Below are 14,395 nucleotides of genomic sequence, written 5' to 3'. Positions count from 1 at the left end.
TTACCTCCATAGATTTACTTTCAAACCACCCTGCGGGGTGGTTTTTCTTTTGTGCTGACTTGCTCTAAAAAATACTTTTTTATTTCTTGAGTCATGTTTTGACGGGAGTGCTTGCGTTTTTCTAGTAAACCAACTTTTCTGTAAATTGTTTTGCCAGGCAGTTCGGATATTTTGAGTTGGCGGTCGCTTTCCCAGGAGATATTGGCTAGCTTGGGAACAATAGAGTAACCAAGTCCTTGGCGCACTAGCTCAATGATGGCCTCAACTGAATTGAGTTCCATGCCCTCTTTAACGTTTAACTTACTTGATCGAATAGTTTGATCTACTAGATGACCCGTCCAAGTGTTTCTCTCAAAGCGAATAAACGGTAAGTCGTTTGCGATATTTTTAGGATCTGCACCTTTTGCGTTTTTAACTGTAGGGTAAATCAAGACCATGGGTTCGGTGTACAACTCAGTCCACTGAATATTTTGCGGTAACGCATATGGGGACTCAGTAACAATCGCTGCATCTAAACTACCTTCAAGCACTTGATCTAAAAAGTTGCTGGATAGACCCGCTATTAGCTTTACCTCAAGACTGGGATAGGTCTGCTTGAGTTTGTTGAGAGTACTGCCGAAGGCTCCCATCAAGGTTGAAACAAGAGCCCCCAAAACAATAGTTCCACTGAGCTCGGACTTCAATTCAGAACCCAAGGCCTCATACCGCGCGACAATATCTTGAATAGGCTCTATTAACGATCTGCCCTGGTGATTTAGGCTAAGTGAGCGCTTGGTTCTATCAAATAACTCTACGCCAAGCTCAGACTCCAACTGTGCAAGTTGCTGGCCTGCTGCTGCGGCCGTGAGCCCAATTTCTTTAGCTGCAGCCGCGACACTCTTGTGCCTTGTTATTGCTAGAAAGTTTTTTAGTATCCGAATGCTAGACATGGCAGTATTTATATAAAATTATTCTTTATCTCAAAGAAAATTATATTCGATTTATTTTTTATTATCTATCGATATAATGAACCCATGCCAAATTCAGATCTCAAGGTAAAAGTCTGGCGCGGTGCTCAAGAAGGTGAGTTTGTTGAGTATTTAGTGCCACGTAATCCAAATCAAACAGTTTTGGATGTGGTGACCTACATTCAACGAAAGTTAGACCCAACTCTCAGCTATCGCTTTGCTTGTCGAGTTGGTATGTGTGGCTCTTGCGCCATGACCGTCAACGGTGTTGCTCGCTGGACTTGCCGCACCCATGTCTCTCAAATTGTTGAAGGTGATAAGTTAGAGATTGCACCATTAAATAATCTTCCCGTAATTAAAGATCTCGCTACCGATATGCGCGAGTTCTTTAATAAGTGGAAAGGCGCTGTTGGCTTCTTTAAGGGTGATAAAACCCGTCATGACGATTTTGCAAAAGTAGAGCCAGAGTCAATCGAGCGCCAATTAGCAAATGCCGGTATTGAGTGCATTGGTTGTGGAGTCTGCTATTCCTCTTGTGAGGTGGTTGAAAAACGTCCTAACTATCTTGGCCCTGCAGCTTTGAATCGTGCTTGGACATTAACAAATGACGTGCGTGATGTGCAGCAATTGGATCGCCTGCGTGCAGTTGCCGGCGATGAAGGCTGTCATGCATGCCACACGCACGGATCCTGTACTGAGCGCTGTCCCAAAAAGCTGGAGCCTACAGCCAGTATTGCTGGCCTTAAGAAATTAGTAGCCAGAGCTGCGGTACGTGGCAGTAAATGGGGCAAGTTATGAGCCAAGCAGTTTTGCAGGCCAAGCTTTGGTATACCCAAAGAATCAGCGCCATGATTTTGGGGCTCTGTGTCAGCATTCATCTCATTATTATTTTCTACGCAATACGCGGCGGCCTAAGTGCTGAAGAGATCCTGGGGCGCACACAAGGCAATATTGCTTTCGCTGTTTTTTACGAGATTTTTGTCTTAGCTTGTTTTGTGCATGCACCTATTGGTTTGGCTAATATCCTGGAAGAAACTTTTTCGAAGGGCTTGCTCTCCAAGGCTTTGTCTTCAATCCTCGCAGTACTCATACTCGTTCTAGGTACTACAGCGGTTGTCGGCGTGTATAGCGGAGGTGCTCTATGAGTTCTCGACCAAAAATTGACTTACGCGCAAAGAGTCATCTCTCCTATTTTGCTTATGCGTGCCATCGTTTTTCTGGATTGCTCTTAGCTTGCTTTATTCCTTTGCATTTCTTAATGCTTTCTCAGTCTTTGCGTGGAGCTAGTGGCTTTGAGCGCTATTTGGGATTAACTGATTTTTGGGTATTCAAATTTGGTGAATGGGCACTCGTTATTTTGCTAGCCATTCATTTAGTTGGTGGGATTCGACTTCTCATGATTGAGTTTGGTCCATGGCGCGGGCTTCGTAAGGCTTGGACACAGGCAGCCATCTTATTCGGCATCGCTTGCGGCCTTCTATTTTTGTATTTAGCAAACTGATTGGGTAATGTGATGCAGTTACAAATGAAAGCAGTTGAAGAGGCTTGTAAGGAGCTTTATATCCGAGCATTAAAAGTTCTGCCAGATGATGTGAAGGCTGGTATCGAGCGTTTAAATCAAGGTGAGACAGATGCGCGTGCCCAGGTTGTCTTAAAAACCATGATCACCAATATTTCAGTAGCCGAGCGCGAGGATAATTTACTTTGCCAAGATACTGGCTTGCCGATTTATAAAGTGAAGATTGGTCGTAATGTTCAGCTTGACGGCATGGAGCTCAAGGCGGCGATTCGTAAGGGTTGTGAGCGTGCTACTACCGAATATCCATTGCGATCTTCTGTAGTCCACCCAATCACTAGAAAAAATAATCACACTTCCTGCGGTATTGATATGCCTGCAATCAGCATTGATTTTTGTGATGACGATCAAATGCTTGAAATTGAGATGGTCCCCAAAGGAAGTGGTTCGGAAAACAATTCTTTTTTGAAGATGGCCATTCCTGCTGATGGTATTAATGGCGTAAAAGCCTTTGTGATTGAAAGCGTTGTTTCTGCTGGAGGAAAAACTTGCCCGCCAACCATTGTTGGAGTTGGCATTGGCGGTACATCCGAACAATGTGTTGCGATGGCTAAGCGAGCTGCTACAAGGGCATTAGGTAGTGTTTGTAGTGATGAAGAGGGGGCTAAGTTAGAACAAGAATTAACGGCCGCGGTGAATAAATTAGGTATTGGCCCCCAAGGTTTGGGTGGCGATGGTACAGCATTTGCTGTTCATGTTGAGCTTGCTCATACACACATCACATTGAATCCCGTAGCTGTCAACATGCAGTGCCACTCGGCTCGTAGAGCGCGAGCAACTTTTACGCCTGACGGTGTGACTTACGGATTCTAGGAGCAAAGATGGCCCATTACAACCTTCCAACTCCTGTTAGCGAAGCTGATATTCGGAAACTTCGTATTAACGACACAGTAACTTTGCAAAATACTTTGTTTGGTATTCGAGATGCCACGCAGATTCACTTATTCGATAAAGGCCGGAAAACTCGATTTGATTTGAGTGGCCATGCTGTCATCCATACGGCACCTAATGTACGCAAAGTTCCGGTTAGCACAGAATTTCCAGCTGGCTATCAGCCAATCTGTATTGGCACAACTACCTCAGATCGCATGGAGCGGTTTACCCGCCCATTAATGACTGAAAATGGTGTTCGCATGATTGTTGGTAAGGGTGGTATGCGCGAAGGATCTGCGGCAGCCTTTCAGGAGATTGGCGGCGTGTATCTTGCAATTATTGGTGGCACAGCAGCGCTTGAGACAACTTGGATTGAGCAGATTGAAGACGTAGACATGGATGATCTCAATCCAGAGTCTCTCTGGCGTTTCAAGATTAAAGATTTTGGCCCTCTGCTAGTGGCGATGGATAGTCATGGCGGAAGTATTTATCAAGAAGTTAAAGGTGATGTTGCTCGTAATAAAGAGGCTGTATTGAAGAGTCTAGGAATTACATCATGAATATCGCCATGCTTGAAACGGACATCCTGATTTTGGGTTCTGGTGGCGCAGGGCTGTTCGCAGCTTTGCATGCACATCAAACCAATCCAAATCTTCACATCACTATCGCTGTGAAGGGTCTGCTTGGTAAGTGCGGTTGTACCCGCATGGTTCAGGGTGGTTACAACGTAGCGTTAGCTGAAGGTGACTCTGTTGAGCGTCACTTTATGGATACGATTGAGGGTGGCAAGTGGTTATCCGATCAAGATCTTGCATGGACTTTGGTCAGTAAGGCTGTAGAACGTATTCATGAACTGGAGAATGAGCTCGGTTGTTTCTTTGATCGCAATCCAGATGGGACTGTGCATCAAAAAGCATTTGCAGGACAAACCTTTGATCGCACAGTTCATAAGGGTGATCTAACTGGCATTGAAATCATTAGCCGGCTGGCTGAGCAAGTTTGGGCCAGAGGAATCCATCGTCTTGAGGAGCATAGGGCGCTCGAGTTGATTCATAGTGCTGATGGAAAGTCGCTAGCCGGTGTACTGATGCTCAATATGCAGACTGGTGAGTTCACACTAGTCAGAGCTAAAGCGGTGCTTTTGGCTACAGGTGGTGGACCTACTATGTATAAGTATCACACCCCTTCAGGTGATAAGAGTTGTGATGGCTTGGCTATGGCGCTACGCGCAGGCCTTACTCTGCGTGACATGGAGATGGTGCAGTTCCATCCAACAGGAATGTTGGCAGGGCCTGGAACTAGGATGACTGGTACTGTTCTTGAGGAAGGTCTGCGTGGTGCAGGCGGATATTTACTCAATGGCAATCATGAGCGATTTATGGGTAACTATGATCCTCGTAATGAGCGTGCTACACGAGACATTGTTTCGAGATCGATTAACTCAGAGATTCGGGCTGGTAGAGCAACGCCTAATGGTGGTGTTTATATTCAGATGAGTCATCTAGGGCCCGATAATGTCCGTCAGCAATTTAAGGGTATGGTTGAGCGTTGCGCTGATAGCGGATTTGATCTTGCTGGCGACTTGGTGGAGGTGGTGCCAACAGCACACTACATGATGGGTGGCCTAGTATTTAAAAAAGATTGCAGCACAGAGTTGCCGGGATTATTTGCTGCTGGTGAAGATACCGGCGGGGTGCATGGTGCTAATCGCTTGGGTGGCAATGGGGTAGCTAATTCCACTGTGTATGGCGGAATTGCTGGTGAAGAGATGGCCAAGTGGGTGACTTCACAATCTTTGCAAGAGTGCAATATGTCGGAGGTTCTAGCTAGCATTGAAGCTCACGAATCTCCTCTCAAGAAACCTGCAGGCGATATTGAGATGATTCGCGATGCTCTGGCAGAGTGCATGTGGGACGATGTTGGAATTTCACGTAGCAGAGACAATTTGATTCAGGCTCGAGTTAAATTGGATGAATTAGAGCGGCAGTTAGATCAAATGGGTGTCGGCGATATTCAGAGGCAGTACAGCATTACTTGGCAGGATTGGATGAATTTACGCAATTTGATCCTAGTGAGTAAGGCGGTAACTGAGGCGGCTCTCTCAAGAGAAAATTCAAGAGGTGCTCACTATCGCGATGATTTCCCCGAGCCGGGGCCATTGGAGAGTTCCTATTTCACTGCGGTGCAGTTAAGCGATCAGGGCTTAAGAATTGAAAATAGACCAGTTCAATTCACCATGATTAAGCCAGGCGAGACGATCTTAGTTGAGAGTTAATTATTTTTGATTTAATCGAACCACTCTCATTTGCGCTAGCAGTATTAATTGTTCTGTGCGCATTCTTTATCTTTGGGGTGTCAGGATTCGGATCCTCAATAGTGGCAGTCCCACTCCTGGTTCAGATGTACCCCTTAAAAGTAGTTGTGCCAATGATGGTGATTATTGATATCTGCGCCTCACTCTACGTGGGCAGGAAATCATCAGGCGACGCAAATGTTCAAGAATTAAAATGGCTATTTCCCTTTAGCTTGATAGGGATGGTATTTGGAGTCTTCTTATTGGTAAGGGCGCCCAGCGAACCATTGCTATTGATTCTTGGATTATTTGCAGCGATTAATGGCATACGTGTACTGATCCAGAGAAATGTGGAATCTCAGGATCCAATCAGTAAATGGTGGGCAGTGCCATTTGGTTTTTTTGGTGGCGCATTTACAGCCCTTTTTGCTACCGGTGGGCCGGTATATGTCTCTTACTTAGGTTTAAGGATTAACAACCCTAAAGTATTGCGTGCGACCATGGCATTTGCCATATTTATGCTGACATTCCTTCGTCTTAGCTTGATGCTTGTCACTGGTCTCATTTTGAGCTGGGAGGTTATCGGCCTTGCGACCTGTTTAATTCCAGCAGCTTTCCTCGGGATATGGTCGGGCTCTCACGTCCATACCAAGCTTAACAACACTTCTATGCGAATAGCCTATGGCTCCATCTTAGTTTTTGCTGGCGCCACATTATTACTTCGTCAGCTTGTCTAAAGAATTTTCCCTGGGTTCATGATGTTCTGAGGGTCTAGCGCCTTTTTGATGGTGCGCATAAGTTCAATCTCCACGGCACTTTTTCTTTGTGGCAACTCATCTCTTTTTGACTGTCCGATGCCGTGTTCTGCGGAGAATGATCCGGAGAATTTATAGACCTCATTGTGTATCAGTTGATTGATTGAGGAGCGATTTTCTTCAATCCATTCAGAAAGTTCTGGAGAGTTGGGTGCGAGGTTGTAATGCAAATTACCATCGCCCAGGTGCCCAAAAATAATGGTGCTTGCATTTGGATAAAGATCATTCAGCTTCACTTGAGCGCTAAGAATAAAGTCGGGGAGGGCGGAGATTGGCAGGGAAATATCATGCTTGATGATTGTTCCAAGCTTTAGTTGTGCCTCTGGAATGGTTTCCCTGATAGACCACAGTTCTTTGCTTTGTTGTATCGAGTTTGCAATCATCGCATCGGTGATGAGGCCTGATGTAAAGGCTTCTGATAGCAGTGTCTCAATTCTGGCCTGAGAGTTAGTTCCGTCCTCCATGCTTGAGAATTCGAGTAGCACCACCCAGCCAGATGTGGTATTTAGAAGAGAGTCAAAGTTTTTAGTAGTCTTTGTGACAAGGTTCAAGGCTCGAGTGGAGATTAGTTCGAATGCGGTTAAGTTTGCATTGGACTTCATTCTAGAAAGCTCAATTAAGTCTATAGCAGACTTAACGCTTGTTAGGCCGACCATAGCTGTAGCCTTAGAGCAGGGAAGTGGATACAGTTTTAAAGTGGCTGCAGTGATAATTCCAAGTGTGCCCTCTGAGCCAATATATAAATCCTTAAGAGAGTATCCCGTATTATCTTTTCGTAAACCACGTAGACCATTAAAAATGTCGCCGTTAGGGGTCACCACCTCTAAGCCTAGAGTGAGGTCTCGCATATTGCCATAGTGCAATACCTGAACTCCGCCTGCATTGGTGGCAAGATTGCCGCCAATCGTACAGCTACCCTCGGCGGCTAGGCTCAGCGGAAAAAGCTTGCCGGCTCCAAGGGCTGTTTCCTGCGCATGAGATAGAATCACACCCGCTTCAAGCGTGATGGCTGCATTTTCTAGGTCTAGATTTCTTACTGCATTCAGTCTTGCGGTGCTGATGACAACAGAGTTACCAGTTTTATCCGGTGTTGCTCCACCACATAGTCCAGTATTTCCACCCTGGGGAACAATGGCGATCTTATGGAATTGACATAGCTTTACTAGGGAGGCGACCTCGTGAACATTTTTTGGCTTTAGTACGGCCTTACTTTGTCCGGTAAATCGCTTACCCCAGTCTGTTAAATAAGGCGCTTTATCGACCTCTCCAATATAAACATATTCAGTGCCAATAATTTCTTGACACTGTTGAATAAATATATCCATTACCTAAGGTCTAGATCTGTTTGATATTGGGTGCCGCCAAGCCATTAATCATCACGTTAATGCAAGCTGGCAGCTTGCTGTCAATTGCCCTTTTTGCTGCAGGAAGTACTTTGTCGGCATCTAGTACCAGTTCACCAAATCCCCCAAATGCTTCGCAGACTTTTTCATAGCGCGAGGGTAGTAATTCACAGCCGATGGTTCTATCTTGACCATACTCTCGAACTTGTATTTGGTATTCCGCATTCCATTTGGCATCATTTCCTATTACCAGGGTAAAGGGAAGTTGATAGCGAACGGCAGTGTCAATTTCAGCACTATGAAATCCAAAAGTGCCATCGCCAATGATCGCAATAATAGGTACATTAGGTTTTGCTACGCTTGCCGCTACAGCAAATGGAAGTCCAGCGCCAATAGATCCGGCAACGCCATTGAGAACTCGATTTGGTGCGCTAAGACATGCTTGAGCCCACTGACCAATTTCTCCGCCATCGCAAATTAATACGGAATCTGGATTGCTATCTAAGATAGCTTGAAGGGGTCTAAAAGCTTGAACTGGATGAATTTTTCCGGATTCAGAGTTTAATGTTGACCAGGCTGTTGGGCGATAGTCAATTGCTGACTTCACTGCCGTATTCCAAGCTGGAGATGCAATCGCTTGCGAAGGCTTTGAAAGGATCAAAGCCTCAATGGTTTCAGGGACGCTGCAAATCGCCATATGTATTAAACGATTACCTACAGCTCGCTTTACTCTATCGATTTCTTCAGTTTCTGGATCCACTTGGAGGAAGATGCAATCCTTATCTATCCCTGGGCTTTGGCCAAATTTGAGAGTGAAATCTAATTTCTTACCAAGCAATAAAATGCAATCTGCCTGACTCAGCACTTCTGAGAGTGCCCCTAAGCTTGGGTCGCCAATACCGCGTGGACTCTCCATCCCAATTACTGGAACTCCCAGCGCATTCTCTAGTTCCAGCAGTTTTACTCTTCCTGCTTTGGTTTGCATCATGGGTCCAGTCAGAATCAAGGGCTTCTTTGCCGCCTGCAATTTAGAGATGATGGTAGAGATATCGGCGTTTGATACCTCCATTTTTTTTGCTTTAAAGTTTTCAGGGGTTGGTAGAGCAATACTTTCGATGGATTTAGACTCCAAAACGTCGGTTGGGAGACTGAGGTGAACTGGGCCTGGTCTGCCAGACGTAGCAATCTGAATTGCCTTTGCTATATCTGAAGCAAGATCCTCGGTCCTCTGGCAAGTCCATGAAGCCTTGCTTAGCGGGGCAGCGATATCAGCTTGCGCCATTTCTTGGAATGCTCCTTTGCCTAGTTGATTAATAGGCGCATGACCAGATAGAAGAACGACTGGCGATTCAGACATGCCAGCTGTGTACAGGGCCGATATTGCATTTGCATGCCCTGGGCCGCCGGTAACCAAGGCAATGCCAACATCACCCGTAAGTCTGGCCCAGGCATCAGCCATGTGAACTGCAGCGGCCTCGTGTCTAGTATGAATTAAGTCAATATCAGAATCAAAAACTGCGTCATAAACAGGCATGATGTGATTGCCTGAAAGGGTGAATATTTTTTTGACTCCGGCAACTTGAAGTGATTTCACTAAAAAACTGGCGCCAGTTTGGTTATTCTTCATCGTATGTCCAAAATTATTTAATGCCTAATTGATTGCTTAGGCGCGAGTATGAGGCGTACTGTGAGGCTGCAAATTTCTCTGTATCTGCTGGTGAAAGAATGCGTGGGATGCCGCCATAGCGGACATTACCCGCTTGCCAGCCCGCATCCTTTTCTGCAAGAGCTAATACCTCGGTCCATTTGGCAACAATGTCAGAAGCCATTTTTGGTGGGCCATACAGTGCACTCCATCCGATGATCGTCTCAAGCGAAGACATGCCTGCTTCTTTTGCGGTAGGGACATTGGGAATTTCTTTAACTCGCTCAGGGGTGGTCACAACAAGAGCTCGTAATTTGCCGGCATTAATTTGAGTTAGAGCTGATGTTAGATTGCCGCAGCTGAAATCCACTTCACGACTTAAAACAGCTAGCACGGCTTCTGATCCACCTTTATAGCTAATATTAATTGCAGCATCTGGTTTTAACTTCAGTGTTTGTAGCATGAGTTGTGGGCCAAAATTCAGGATGGTTCCAGGGCCTGAGGAGCTGTAATTTAGTTTTCCAGGTTGACTTACGATTGCCTTTGTCAGCTCATCAAATGTTTTATAGGGCGAGTCAGGGTGCACTACGCAGACAACGGGGTTTAACTCAAGTAGACCAATGAAGGTAAAGTCATTCCACTTGTAGCCCAAGTCATTTTTCATGGCAGGAAGAACTGCTTGTGAGCCAACGCGAGCCAGTAAAAGTGTGTAGCCATCCGGCGCTGCATCTTTTACAAATTGCGACCCGATGGCGCCACTAGCTCCACCCTTATTCATCACAATGATGGATTGCTTTAAAGAATTTTGTGCCACGGTTGCCAAATTTCTTGCGGACTGGTCTGCATCCCCGCCGGCGTTGTAGGGCACGACAATTGTTATGGGTTTATTGGGGTAACTTTGAGCAAGTACTGGGGTTGAAACGATAAAAGTAACGGATGTCGTTGCGGTAAAAAATTTGCGTGCTGCTAATAAAAGTTTGGATTTCATAGCATGTCCTCAAAGAAATGAAGCGGGGTAACTACTTATAAAAAAGGCTGCAATTGATTGCAGCCTTTTTCGTATTACTACTGGGTACTAATGTTGCGACCCTTAATCACTTTTTCCCAGTTAGCTGACTCAGCTTTGATTTGGGCATTAAATTCATCTTGAGTGTTAACAATAGGAGTGAGGCCATTCATATCCAAACTCTTTTTCATAGCTTCAGAGTTAACGGCTTTTACTGTAGCAGCGTAGATCTTATCGGTAATAGCCTTAGGAGTGCTAGCAGGAGCTACTAAACCGAACCAACCAGTGCTCTCAAATCCAGGGATACCACTTTCTGCGACAGTAGGAACATCAGGTAACTGTTTAACACGCTTAGAGCTAGTTACTGCGATAGGCTTAATCTGACCATTTTTTGCGAAGCCAGTAGCGGCAGTGAGGTTGCCAACCATAAAGTCAATTTGACCTGCTACTAAATCATTAATGGCGGCTGACTCACCTTTATATGGTACGTGGGTCGCTGGGATGTTTGCAGCATAGGTCAGATTTTCACCAGCCATGTGGACTTGGCTGCCAATACCTGCAGATCCAAAATTGAGATCCTTTGTTTTGGCGTAGGTAATGAACTCATTTAAATTCTTGACCGGAATTTTATTACTTACTGAAAGCATCATTGGGCCGCTAGCTACATTAGTGATGTTTACAAAATCTTTACTGTAGTTAACAGGCAATCTTTTATAGAGATTAGGATTTACGGTCAACATACTTCCGGAAGCAAGCATGATGGTGTAGCCGTCAGCAGGTGACTGCGCCACAAATTCAGCTGCGATGTTTCCGCCGGCCCCGCCTTTATTTTCAACAACAACGTTTTGCCCTAGATCCTTAGTTAATTGCTGCGCTAAGAGTCTTCCAAGAATGTCTGTAGTTCCTCCGGCATTAAAGGGAATGATTAATTTAATTGGCTTGGTGGGCCAAGATTGTGCTGTTGCTAGCTGTGGTAGCGCAAGGGTGAGTGCGCCGGCTAGTAAAACTAAACGTCTACTGAACTTATATTTTTCAATCTTAAACATCGGTGACCTCCAGTGGTAATTTGATCTTTGTATCTTATCTACTTAGACATCAAAAAAATACGCTTAATTGCTATTGTTTAGCTATATGCTTATATGACACTACTGTCTCCTCCAACCATCATGATGCGCCACTTTGCATTCGTTGCGCTGCACAATGGATTACTGCTTGCAAGATATCTAAATCATCTATATGATTCAGATATGTCATCTATTTTGATCCTTAACAATCATTTAAGTCAAGCCTCTAAAACCCTGTGTTTGAAAGAATTGATTTTCATTGTTCTTGTTTGTAAGGCGACAGCATGAATCTCACTTTTTCGCAAATGCATGATTTAGCCGAGGCTGGTCTCAGAGCCTCTGGAATAGGCAGTAAGGCTGCCAATGAAACTGCACAGTTTCTAGCCCTAGCAGAATTAGATGGGCTTTCTTCCCATGGCTTGGCTAGGGTTGCGCAATATGCTGCACATGCAAAAAATGGCCGTATTGAGCTAGACCCCAAAATGAAGGTGCGACCTTTCAAGACTGCCGCGGCTTTGGTGGATGCTTGTGATGGGCTAGCATTTCCAGCACTTCGTTTTGCGACTGACCTTTCTGTCAATTTGGCATCCAAAAATGGGCTTGGTCTGGTGGCGGTAAATAATAGTCATCATTTTGGAGTTGCTGGCCACTACGTTGAGGCCGCCGCCCGTGCCGGCTACATTTCCTTGTTATTTGGCAATACCCCCGCCGCGATGCCAATGGTTGGTGGTACTCGGGCTATTTTTGGTACCAACCCTCTCGCTGCCGCATTTCCGATTGAAAGTGTCGATCCCTTGGTGATTGATATGTCTCTTTCTGCTGTTGCGCGTGGCAAATTATTGATTGCAGCTAAAAATGGCCAATCTATTCCTGAGGGTTGGGCTCTAACTGCTCAGGGTAAGCCCACAACTGATCCTCAGGAGGGTCTCAAGGGATTAATGGTTCCTTTAGGTGGCGATAAAGGTGCATTGCTGGCTCTGATTGTTGAGTTGTTGGTAGTAGGACTTTCAGGCAGTAGATTTTCCTATGAGGCAGATTCCTTTTTTGATCCCCAAGGTAATCGCCCCCGAATTGGTCAGTTGATATTGACTATTGACCCGGGCTTGGCAGGCCCCACTGTTTTTGCTAGCCGTATTCAAGACTTCCTTAAGGTATTAAGCGCCGATGATGGAACTCGTCTACCTGGCCAGCGGCGTTTTCAGCAGCGAGCCACAGGCTTCAGTGACGGCGTAACAGTTTCAGATGTAGTTGTGGAAGAAATTCAAACTGGCATTCGCCAGTTATGGACTAAGTAGTTTTTTATAAATGAGATTATTGAGGAGATAGTAATGATCCACTTTGTCGTGCATGAGCCAGCAGATGGCGTAGGTGTAGTAGTAGTTGAGGGTGTAAAAGCTGGAACGGATTTGATTGGTTGGGTGATGGATGGTGATCTCACCTTAAACATCAAGTCTGAAAGTGATATTCCTATTGGTCACAAAATTTCATTGAATGATTTCAAGCCAGGTGACACTGTAATGAAATACGGCGTTGATATTGGCAAGGTGGTAGCTCCAATTAAAAAAGGTGAGCACCTTCACGTTCAAAACGTTAAAACTAAGCGCTGGTAATCCGGCACCTTATTTACCTATTCATTGAGAGAGATATAAAAATGACCAATTTAAAAGACGCGACCTTTTTAGGCTACCGCCGCGAAAACGGCCGCATGGGTATTCGTAATCATGTATTAATTTTGCCTTTAGATGACTTGTCTAACGCGGCTTGTGAAGCAGTAGCAAACAACATCAAAGGTGCAATGGCAATCCCGCACTCCTATGGCCGTTTGCAGTTCGGAGCTGACTTAGACTTGCATTTCCGCACCTTAATTGGAACTGGCTGCAACCCTAACGTAGCTGCTGTTGTAGTTATTGGTATTGAGCCGCAGTGGACAAAGATTGTTGTAGATGGCATCAAAGCTTCTGGCAAGCCAGTAGAAGGCTTCTGGATTGAAGGTAATGGCGACACCGCAACTATTGCTTCTGCAAGCAAAGCTGCCTACAGCATGATGAAGCATGCATCTAAGCAAAAACGCGTGTCTGCACCTCTATCCGAGTTGTGGGTGTCTACTAAGTGTGGCGAGTCCGATACCACTTCTGGTTGCGGTGCAAACCCAACTGTTGGTGATGCATTCGATAAGCTTTATGAAATTGGCTCTACCTTGGTATTTGGTGAGACTACCGAGTTAACTGGTGGTGAGCATTTAGTTGAGGCACGTTGCCGCACTCCTGAAGTAAAGAAAAAGTTTCGCGAGATGTTTGACCGTTACCAGGATGTGATTGAGCGTCACAAGACAAGCGATTTGTCTGACTCTCAGCCAACCAAAGGCAATATTGCAGGTGGTTTAACAACTATCGAAGAGAAAGCACTCGGCAATATCCAAAAAATTGGTAAAAAATGTATTGTGGATAGCGTGCTTGATAAAGGTGAAGAGCCAAAGATTCCTGGACTGCATTTTATGGACTCATCATCAGCAGCAGCTGAAATGGTGACTCTGTGTGCTGCGGCTGGTTTCGCAGCCCATTTCTTCCCAACAGGTCAGGGTAACGTGATTGGCAATGCCATTCTTCCGGTAATTAAGATTTGCGCAAATCCAAAGACTGTTCGTACGATGGGTGAGCACATTGACGTTGATGTGTCCGGCCTATTGCGTCGTGAAGAGAATATGGATGATGCAGGTAATAAGTTGTTAGATTGCTTAAAGCGTACAGCTGACGGCGAATTAACTGCTTCTGAAATCTTGGGTCATCGTGAGTTCGTATTAACTCGTTTATACGAATCTGCTTAAGTTTTTAAT

General features: G+C 45.2%; 15 protein-coding genes. 10 read left to right on the top strand and 5 right to left on the bottom strand.

Translation table 11 applies throughout. The annotated features are described in order from the left end of the window. Positions 1 to 20 precede the first annotated feature (20 nt). Complete coding sequence (locus FD975_RS07025; RefSeq protein ID WP_215301382.1) at positions 21 to 929, bottom strand: LysR substrate-binding domain-containing protein; 909 nt, start codon at positions 927 to 929, stop codon at positions 21 to 23. An 84-nt stretch (positions 930 to 1,013) separates the two neighbouring features. Between FD975_RS07025 and FD975_RS07020 the strand changes: the two genes are divergently transcribed. From FD975_RS07020 to FD975_RS06990, 7 genes are read left to right on the top strand one after another with little or no spacing between them, the layout of a single operon-like run. Continuing rightward, positions 1,014 to 1,745, top strand: coding sequence for a succinate dehydrogenase/fumarate reductase iron-sulfur subunit (locus FD975_RS07020; protein WP_215301380.1), 732 nt, complete (start codon positions 1,014 to 1,016; stop codon positions 1,743 to 1,745). Continuing rightward, positions 1,742 to 2,092, top strand: a complete 351-nt coding sequence (locus FD975_RS07015) for a succinate dehydrogenase (RefSeq protein ID WP_215301379.1) — start codon at positions 1,742 to 1,744, stop codon at positions 2,090 to 2,092. The genes FD975_RS07020 and FD975_RS07015 overlap by 4 nt, the downstream gene beginning before the upstream one ends. Then, entirely contained in the window at positions 2,089 to 2,448 is a 360-nt protein-coding gene (gene sdhC, locus FD975_RS07010; RefSeq protein ID WP_215301377.1) for a succinate dehydrogenase, cytochrome b556 subunit, read from the top strand. The genes FD975_RS07015 and sdhC overlap by 4 nt, the downstream gene beginning before the upstream one ends. A gap of 12 nt (positions 2,449 to 2,460) precedes the next feature. Further along, a complete protein-coding gene (locus FD975_RS07005; protein WP_215303910.1) occupies positions 2,461 to 3,336 on the top strand; it encodes a fumarate hydratase in 876 nt (291 codons plus the stop codon). An 8-nt stretch (positions 3,337 to 3,344) separates the two neighbouring features. After that, on the top strand, positions 3,345 to 3,956 hold the full coding sequence (locus tag FD975_RS07000) for a fumarate hydratase C-terminal domain-containing protein (protein WP_215301375.1): 612 nt from the start codon (positions 3,345 to 3,347) through the stop codon (positions 3,954 to 3,956). Beyond that, positions 3,953 to 5,671 carry an L-aspartate oxidase gene (locus tag FD975_RS06995; RefSeq protein ID WP_215301373.1) on the top strand — a complete coding sequence of 573 codons (1,719 nt, stop codon included), beginning with the start codon at positions 3,953 to 3,955 and terminating at the stop codon, positions 5,669 to 5,671. Before FD975_RS07000 ends, FD975_RS06995 begins: the two co-directional genes overlap by 4 nt. Next, positions 5,671 to 6,426 (top strand): sulfite exporter TauE/SafE family protein, encoded by a 756-nt coding sequence (locus FD975_RS06990; RefSeq protein ID WP_371743405.1) that lies wholly within the window; start codon positions 5,671 to 5,673, stop codon positions 6,424 to 6,426. Before FD975_RS06995 ends, FD975_RS06990 begins: the two co-directional genes overlap by 1 nt. On the opposite strand, the gene FD975_RS06985 is transcribed toward FD975_RS06990, so the two are convergent. From FD975_RS06985 to FD975_RS06970, 4 genes are all read right to left on the bottom strand, one after another. Beyond that, a complete protein-coding gene (locus FD975_RS06985) occupies positions 6,423 to 7,829 on the bottom strand; it encodes an FAD-binding oxidoreductase (RefSeq protein ID WP_215301369.1) in 1,407 nt (468 codons plus the stop codon). The genes FD975_RS06990 and FD975_RS06985 overlap by 4 nt on opposite strands. A gap of 10 nt (positions 7,830 to 7,839) precedes the next feature. Next, positions 7,840 to 9,474: a thiamine pyrophosphate-binding protein gene (locus FD975_RS06980; RefSeq protein WP_215301367.1), complete on the bottom strand. Its 1,635-nt coding sequence runs from the start codon at positions 9,472 to 9,474 to the stop codon at positions 7,840 to 7,842. A gap of 13 nt (positions 9,475 to 9,487) precedes the next feature. Further along, positions 9,488 to 10,480, bottom strand: a complete 993-nt coding sequence (locus FD975_RS06975; RefSeq protein WP_215301365.1) for a tripartite tricarboxylate transporter substrate binding protein — start codon at positions 10,478 to 10,480, stop codon at positions 9,488 to 9,490. Between the two features lie 77 nt (positions 10,481 to 10,557). Beyond that, positions 10,558 to 11,544 carry a tripartite tricarboxylate transporter substrate binding protein gene (locus FD975_RS06970; protein ID WP_215301364.1) on the bottom strand — a complete coding sequence of 329 codons (987 nt, stop codon included), beginning with the start codon at positions 11,542 to 11,544 and terminating at the stop codon, positions 10,558 to 10,560. A gap of 302 nt (positions 11,545 to 11,846) precedes the next feature. On the opposite strand from FD975_RS06970, the gene FD975_RS06965 reads away from it, so the two are divergent. From FD975_RS06965 to FD975_RS06955, 3 genes are read left to right on the top strand one after another with little or no spacing between them, the layout of a single operon-like run. Beyond that, on the top strand, positions 11,847 to 12,857 hold the full coding sequence (locus FD975_RS06965; RefSeq protein WP_215301362.1) for an Ldh family oxidoreductase: 1,011 nt from the start codon (positions 11,847 to 11,849) through the stop codon (positions 12,855 to 12,857). Positions 12,858 to 12,890: 33 nt separating this feature from the next. Continuing rightward, positions 12,891 to 13,172, top strand: a complete 282-nt coding sequence (locus FD975_RS06960; RefSeq protein WP_015421504.1) for an SAF domain-containing protein — start codon at positions 12,891 to 12,893, stop codon at positions 13,170 to 13,172. 41 nt (positions 13,173 to 13,213) lie between these two features. After that, entirely contained in the window at positions 13,214 to 14,386 is a 1,173-nt protein-coding gene (locus FD975_RS06955; RefSeq protein WP_215301361.1) for a UxaA family hydrolase, read from the top strand. Positions 14,387 to 14,395 lie beyond the last annotated feature (9 nt).

The sequence above is a fragment of the Polynucleobacter sp. AP-Jannik-300A-C4 genome, from assembly GCF_018688335.1.
In the GTDB taxonomy this organism is placed as follows: domain Bacteria; phylum Pseudomonadota; class Gammaproteobacteria; order Burkholderiales; family Burkholderiaceae; genus Polynucleobacter.
This window is presented reverse-complemented; position numbering and strand designations above follow the sequence as displayed.

Excerpts from the sequence above, each read along its gene's own strand:
- FD975_RS07015 (WP_215301379.1), top strand. The coding sequence starts at position 1,742 with ATGAGCCAAGCAGTTTTGCAGGCCAAGCTTTGGTATACCCAAAGAATC.
- FD975_RS07020 (WP_215301380.1), top strand. The coding sequence starts at position 1,014 with ATGCCAAATTCAGATCTCAAGGTAAAAGTCTGGCGCGGTGCTCAAGAA.
- FD975_RS07005 (WP_215303910.1), top strand. The coding sequence starts at position 2,461 with ATGCAGTTACAAATGAAAGCAGTTGAAGAGGCTTGTAAGGAGCTTTAT.
- sdhC (WP_215301377.1), top strand. The coding sequence starts at position 2,089 with ATGAGTTCTCGACCAAAAATTGACTTACGCGCAAAGAGTCATCTCTCC.
- FD975_RS07000 (WP_215301375.1), top strand. The coding sequence starts at position 3,345 with ATGGCCCATTACAACCTTCCAACTCCTGTTAGCGAAGCTGATATTCGG.
- FD975_RS06970 (WP_215301364.1), bottom strand. The coding sequence starts at position 11,544 with ATGTTTAAGATTGAAAAATATAAGTTCAGTAGACGTTTAGTTTTACTA.
- FD975_RS07025 (WP_215301382.1), bottom strand. The coding sequence starts at position 929 with ATGTCTAGCATTCGGATACTAAAAAACTTTCTAGCAATAACAAGGCAC.
- FD975_RS06995 (WP_215301373.1), top strand. The coding sequence starts at position 3,953 with ATGAATATCGCCATGCTTGAAACGGACATCCTGATTTTGGGTTCTGGT.
- FD975_RS06985 (WP_215301369.1), bottom strand. The coding sequence starts at position 7,829 with ATGGATATATTTATTCAACAGTGTCAAGAAATTATTGGCACTGAATAT.
- FD975_RS06975 (WP_215301365.1), bottom strand. The coding sequence starts at position 10,480 with ATGAAATCCAAACTTTTATTAGCAGCACGCAAATTTTTTACCGCAACG.
- FD975_RS06960 (WP_015421504.1), top strand. The coding sequence starts at position 12,891 with ATGATCCACTTTGTCGTGCATGAGCCAGCAGATGGCGTAGGTGTAGTA.
- FD975_RS06980 (WP_215301367.1), bottom strand. The coding sequence starts at position 9,474 with ATGAAGAATAACCAAACTGGCGCCAGTTTTTTAGTGAAATCACTTCAA.
- FD975_RS06965 (WP_215301362.1), top strand. The coding sequence starts at position 11,847 with ATGAATCTCACTTTTTCGCAAATGCATGATTTAGCCGAGGCTGGTCTC.
- FD975_RS06955 (WP_215301361.1), top strand. The coding sequence starts at position 13,214 with ATGACCAATTTAAAAGACGCGACCTTTTTAGGCTACCGCCGCGAAAAC.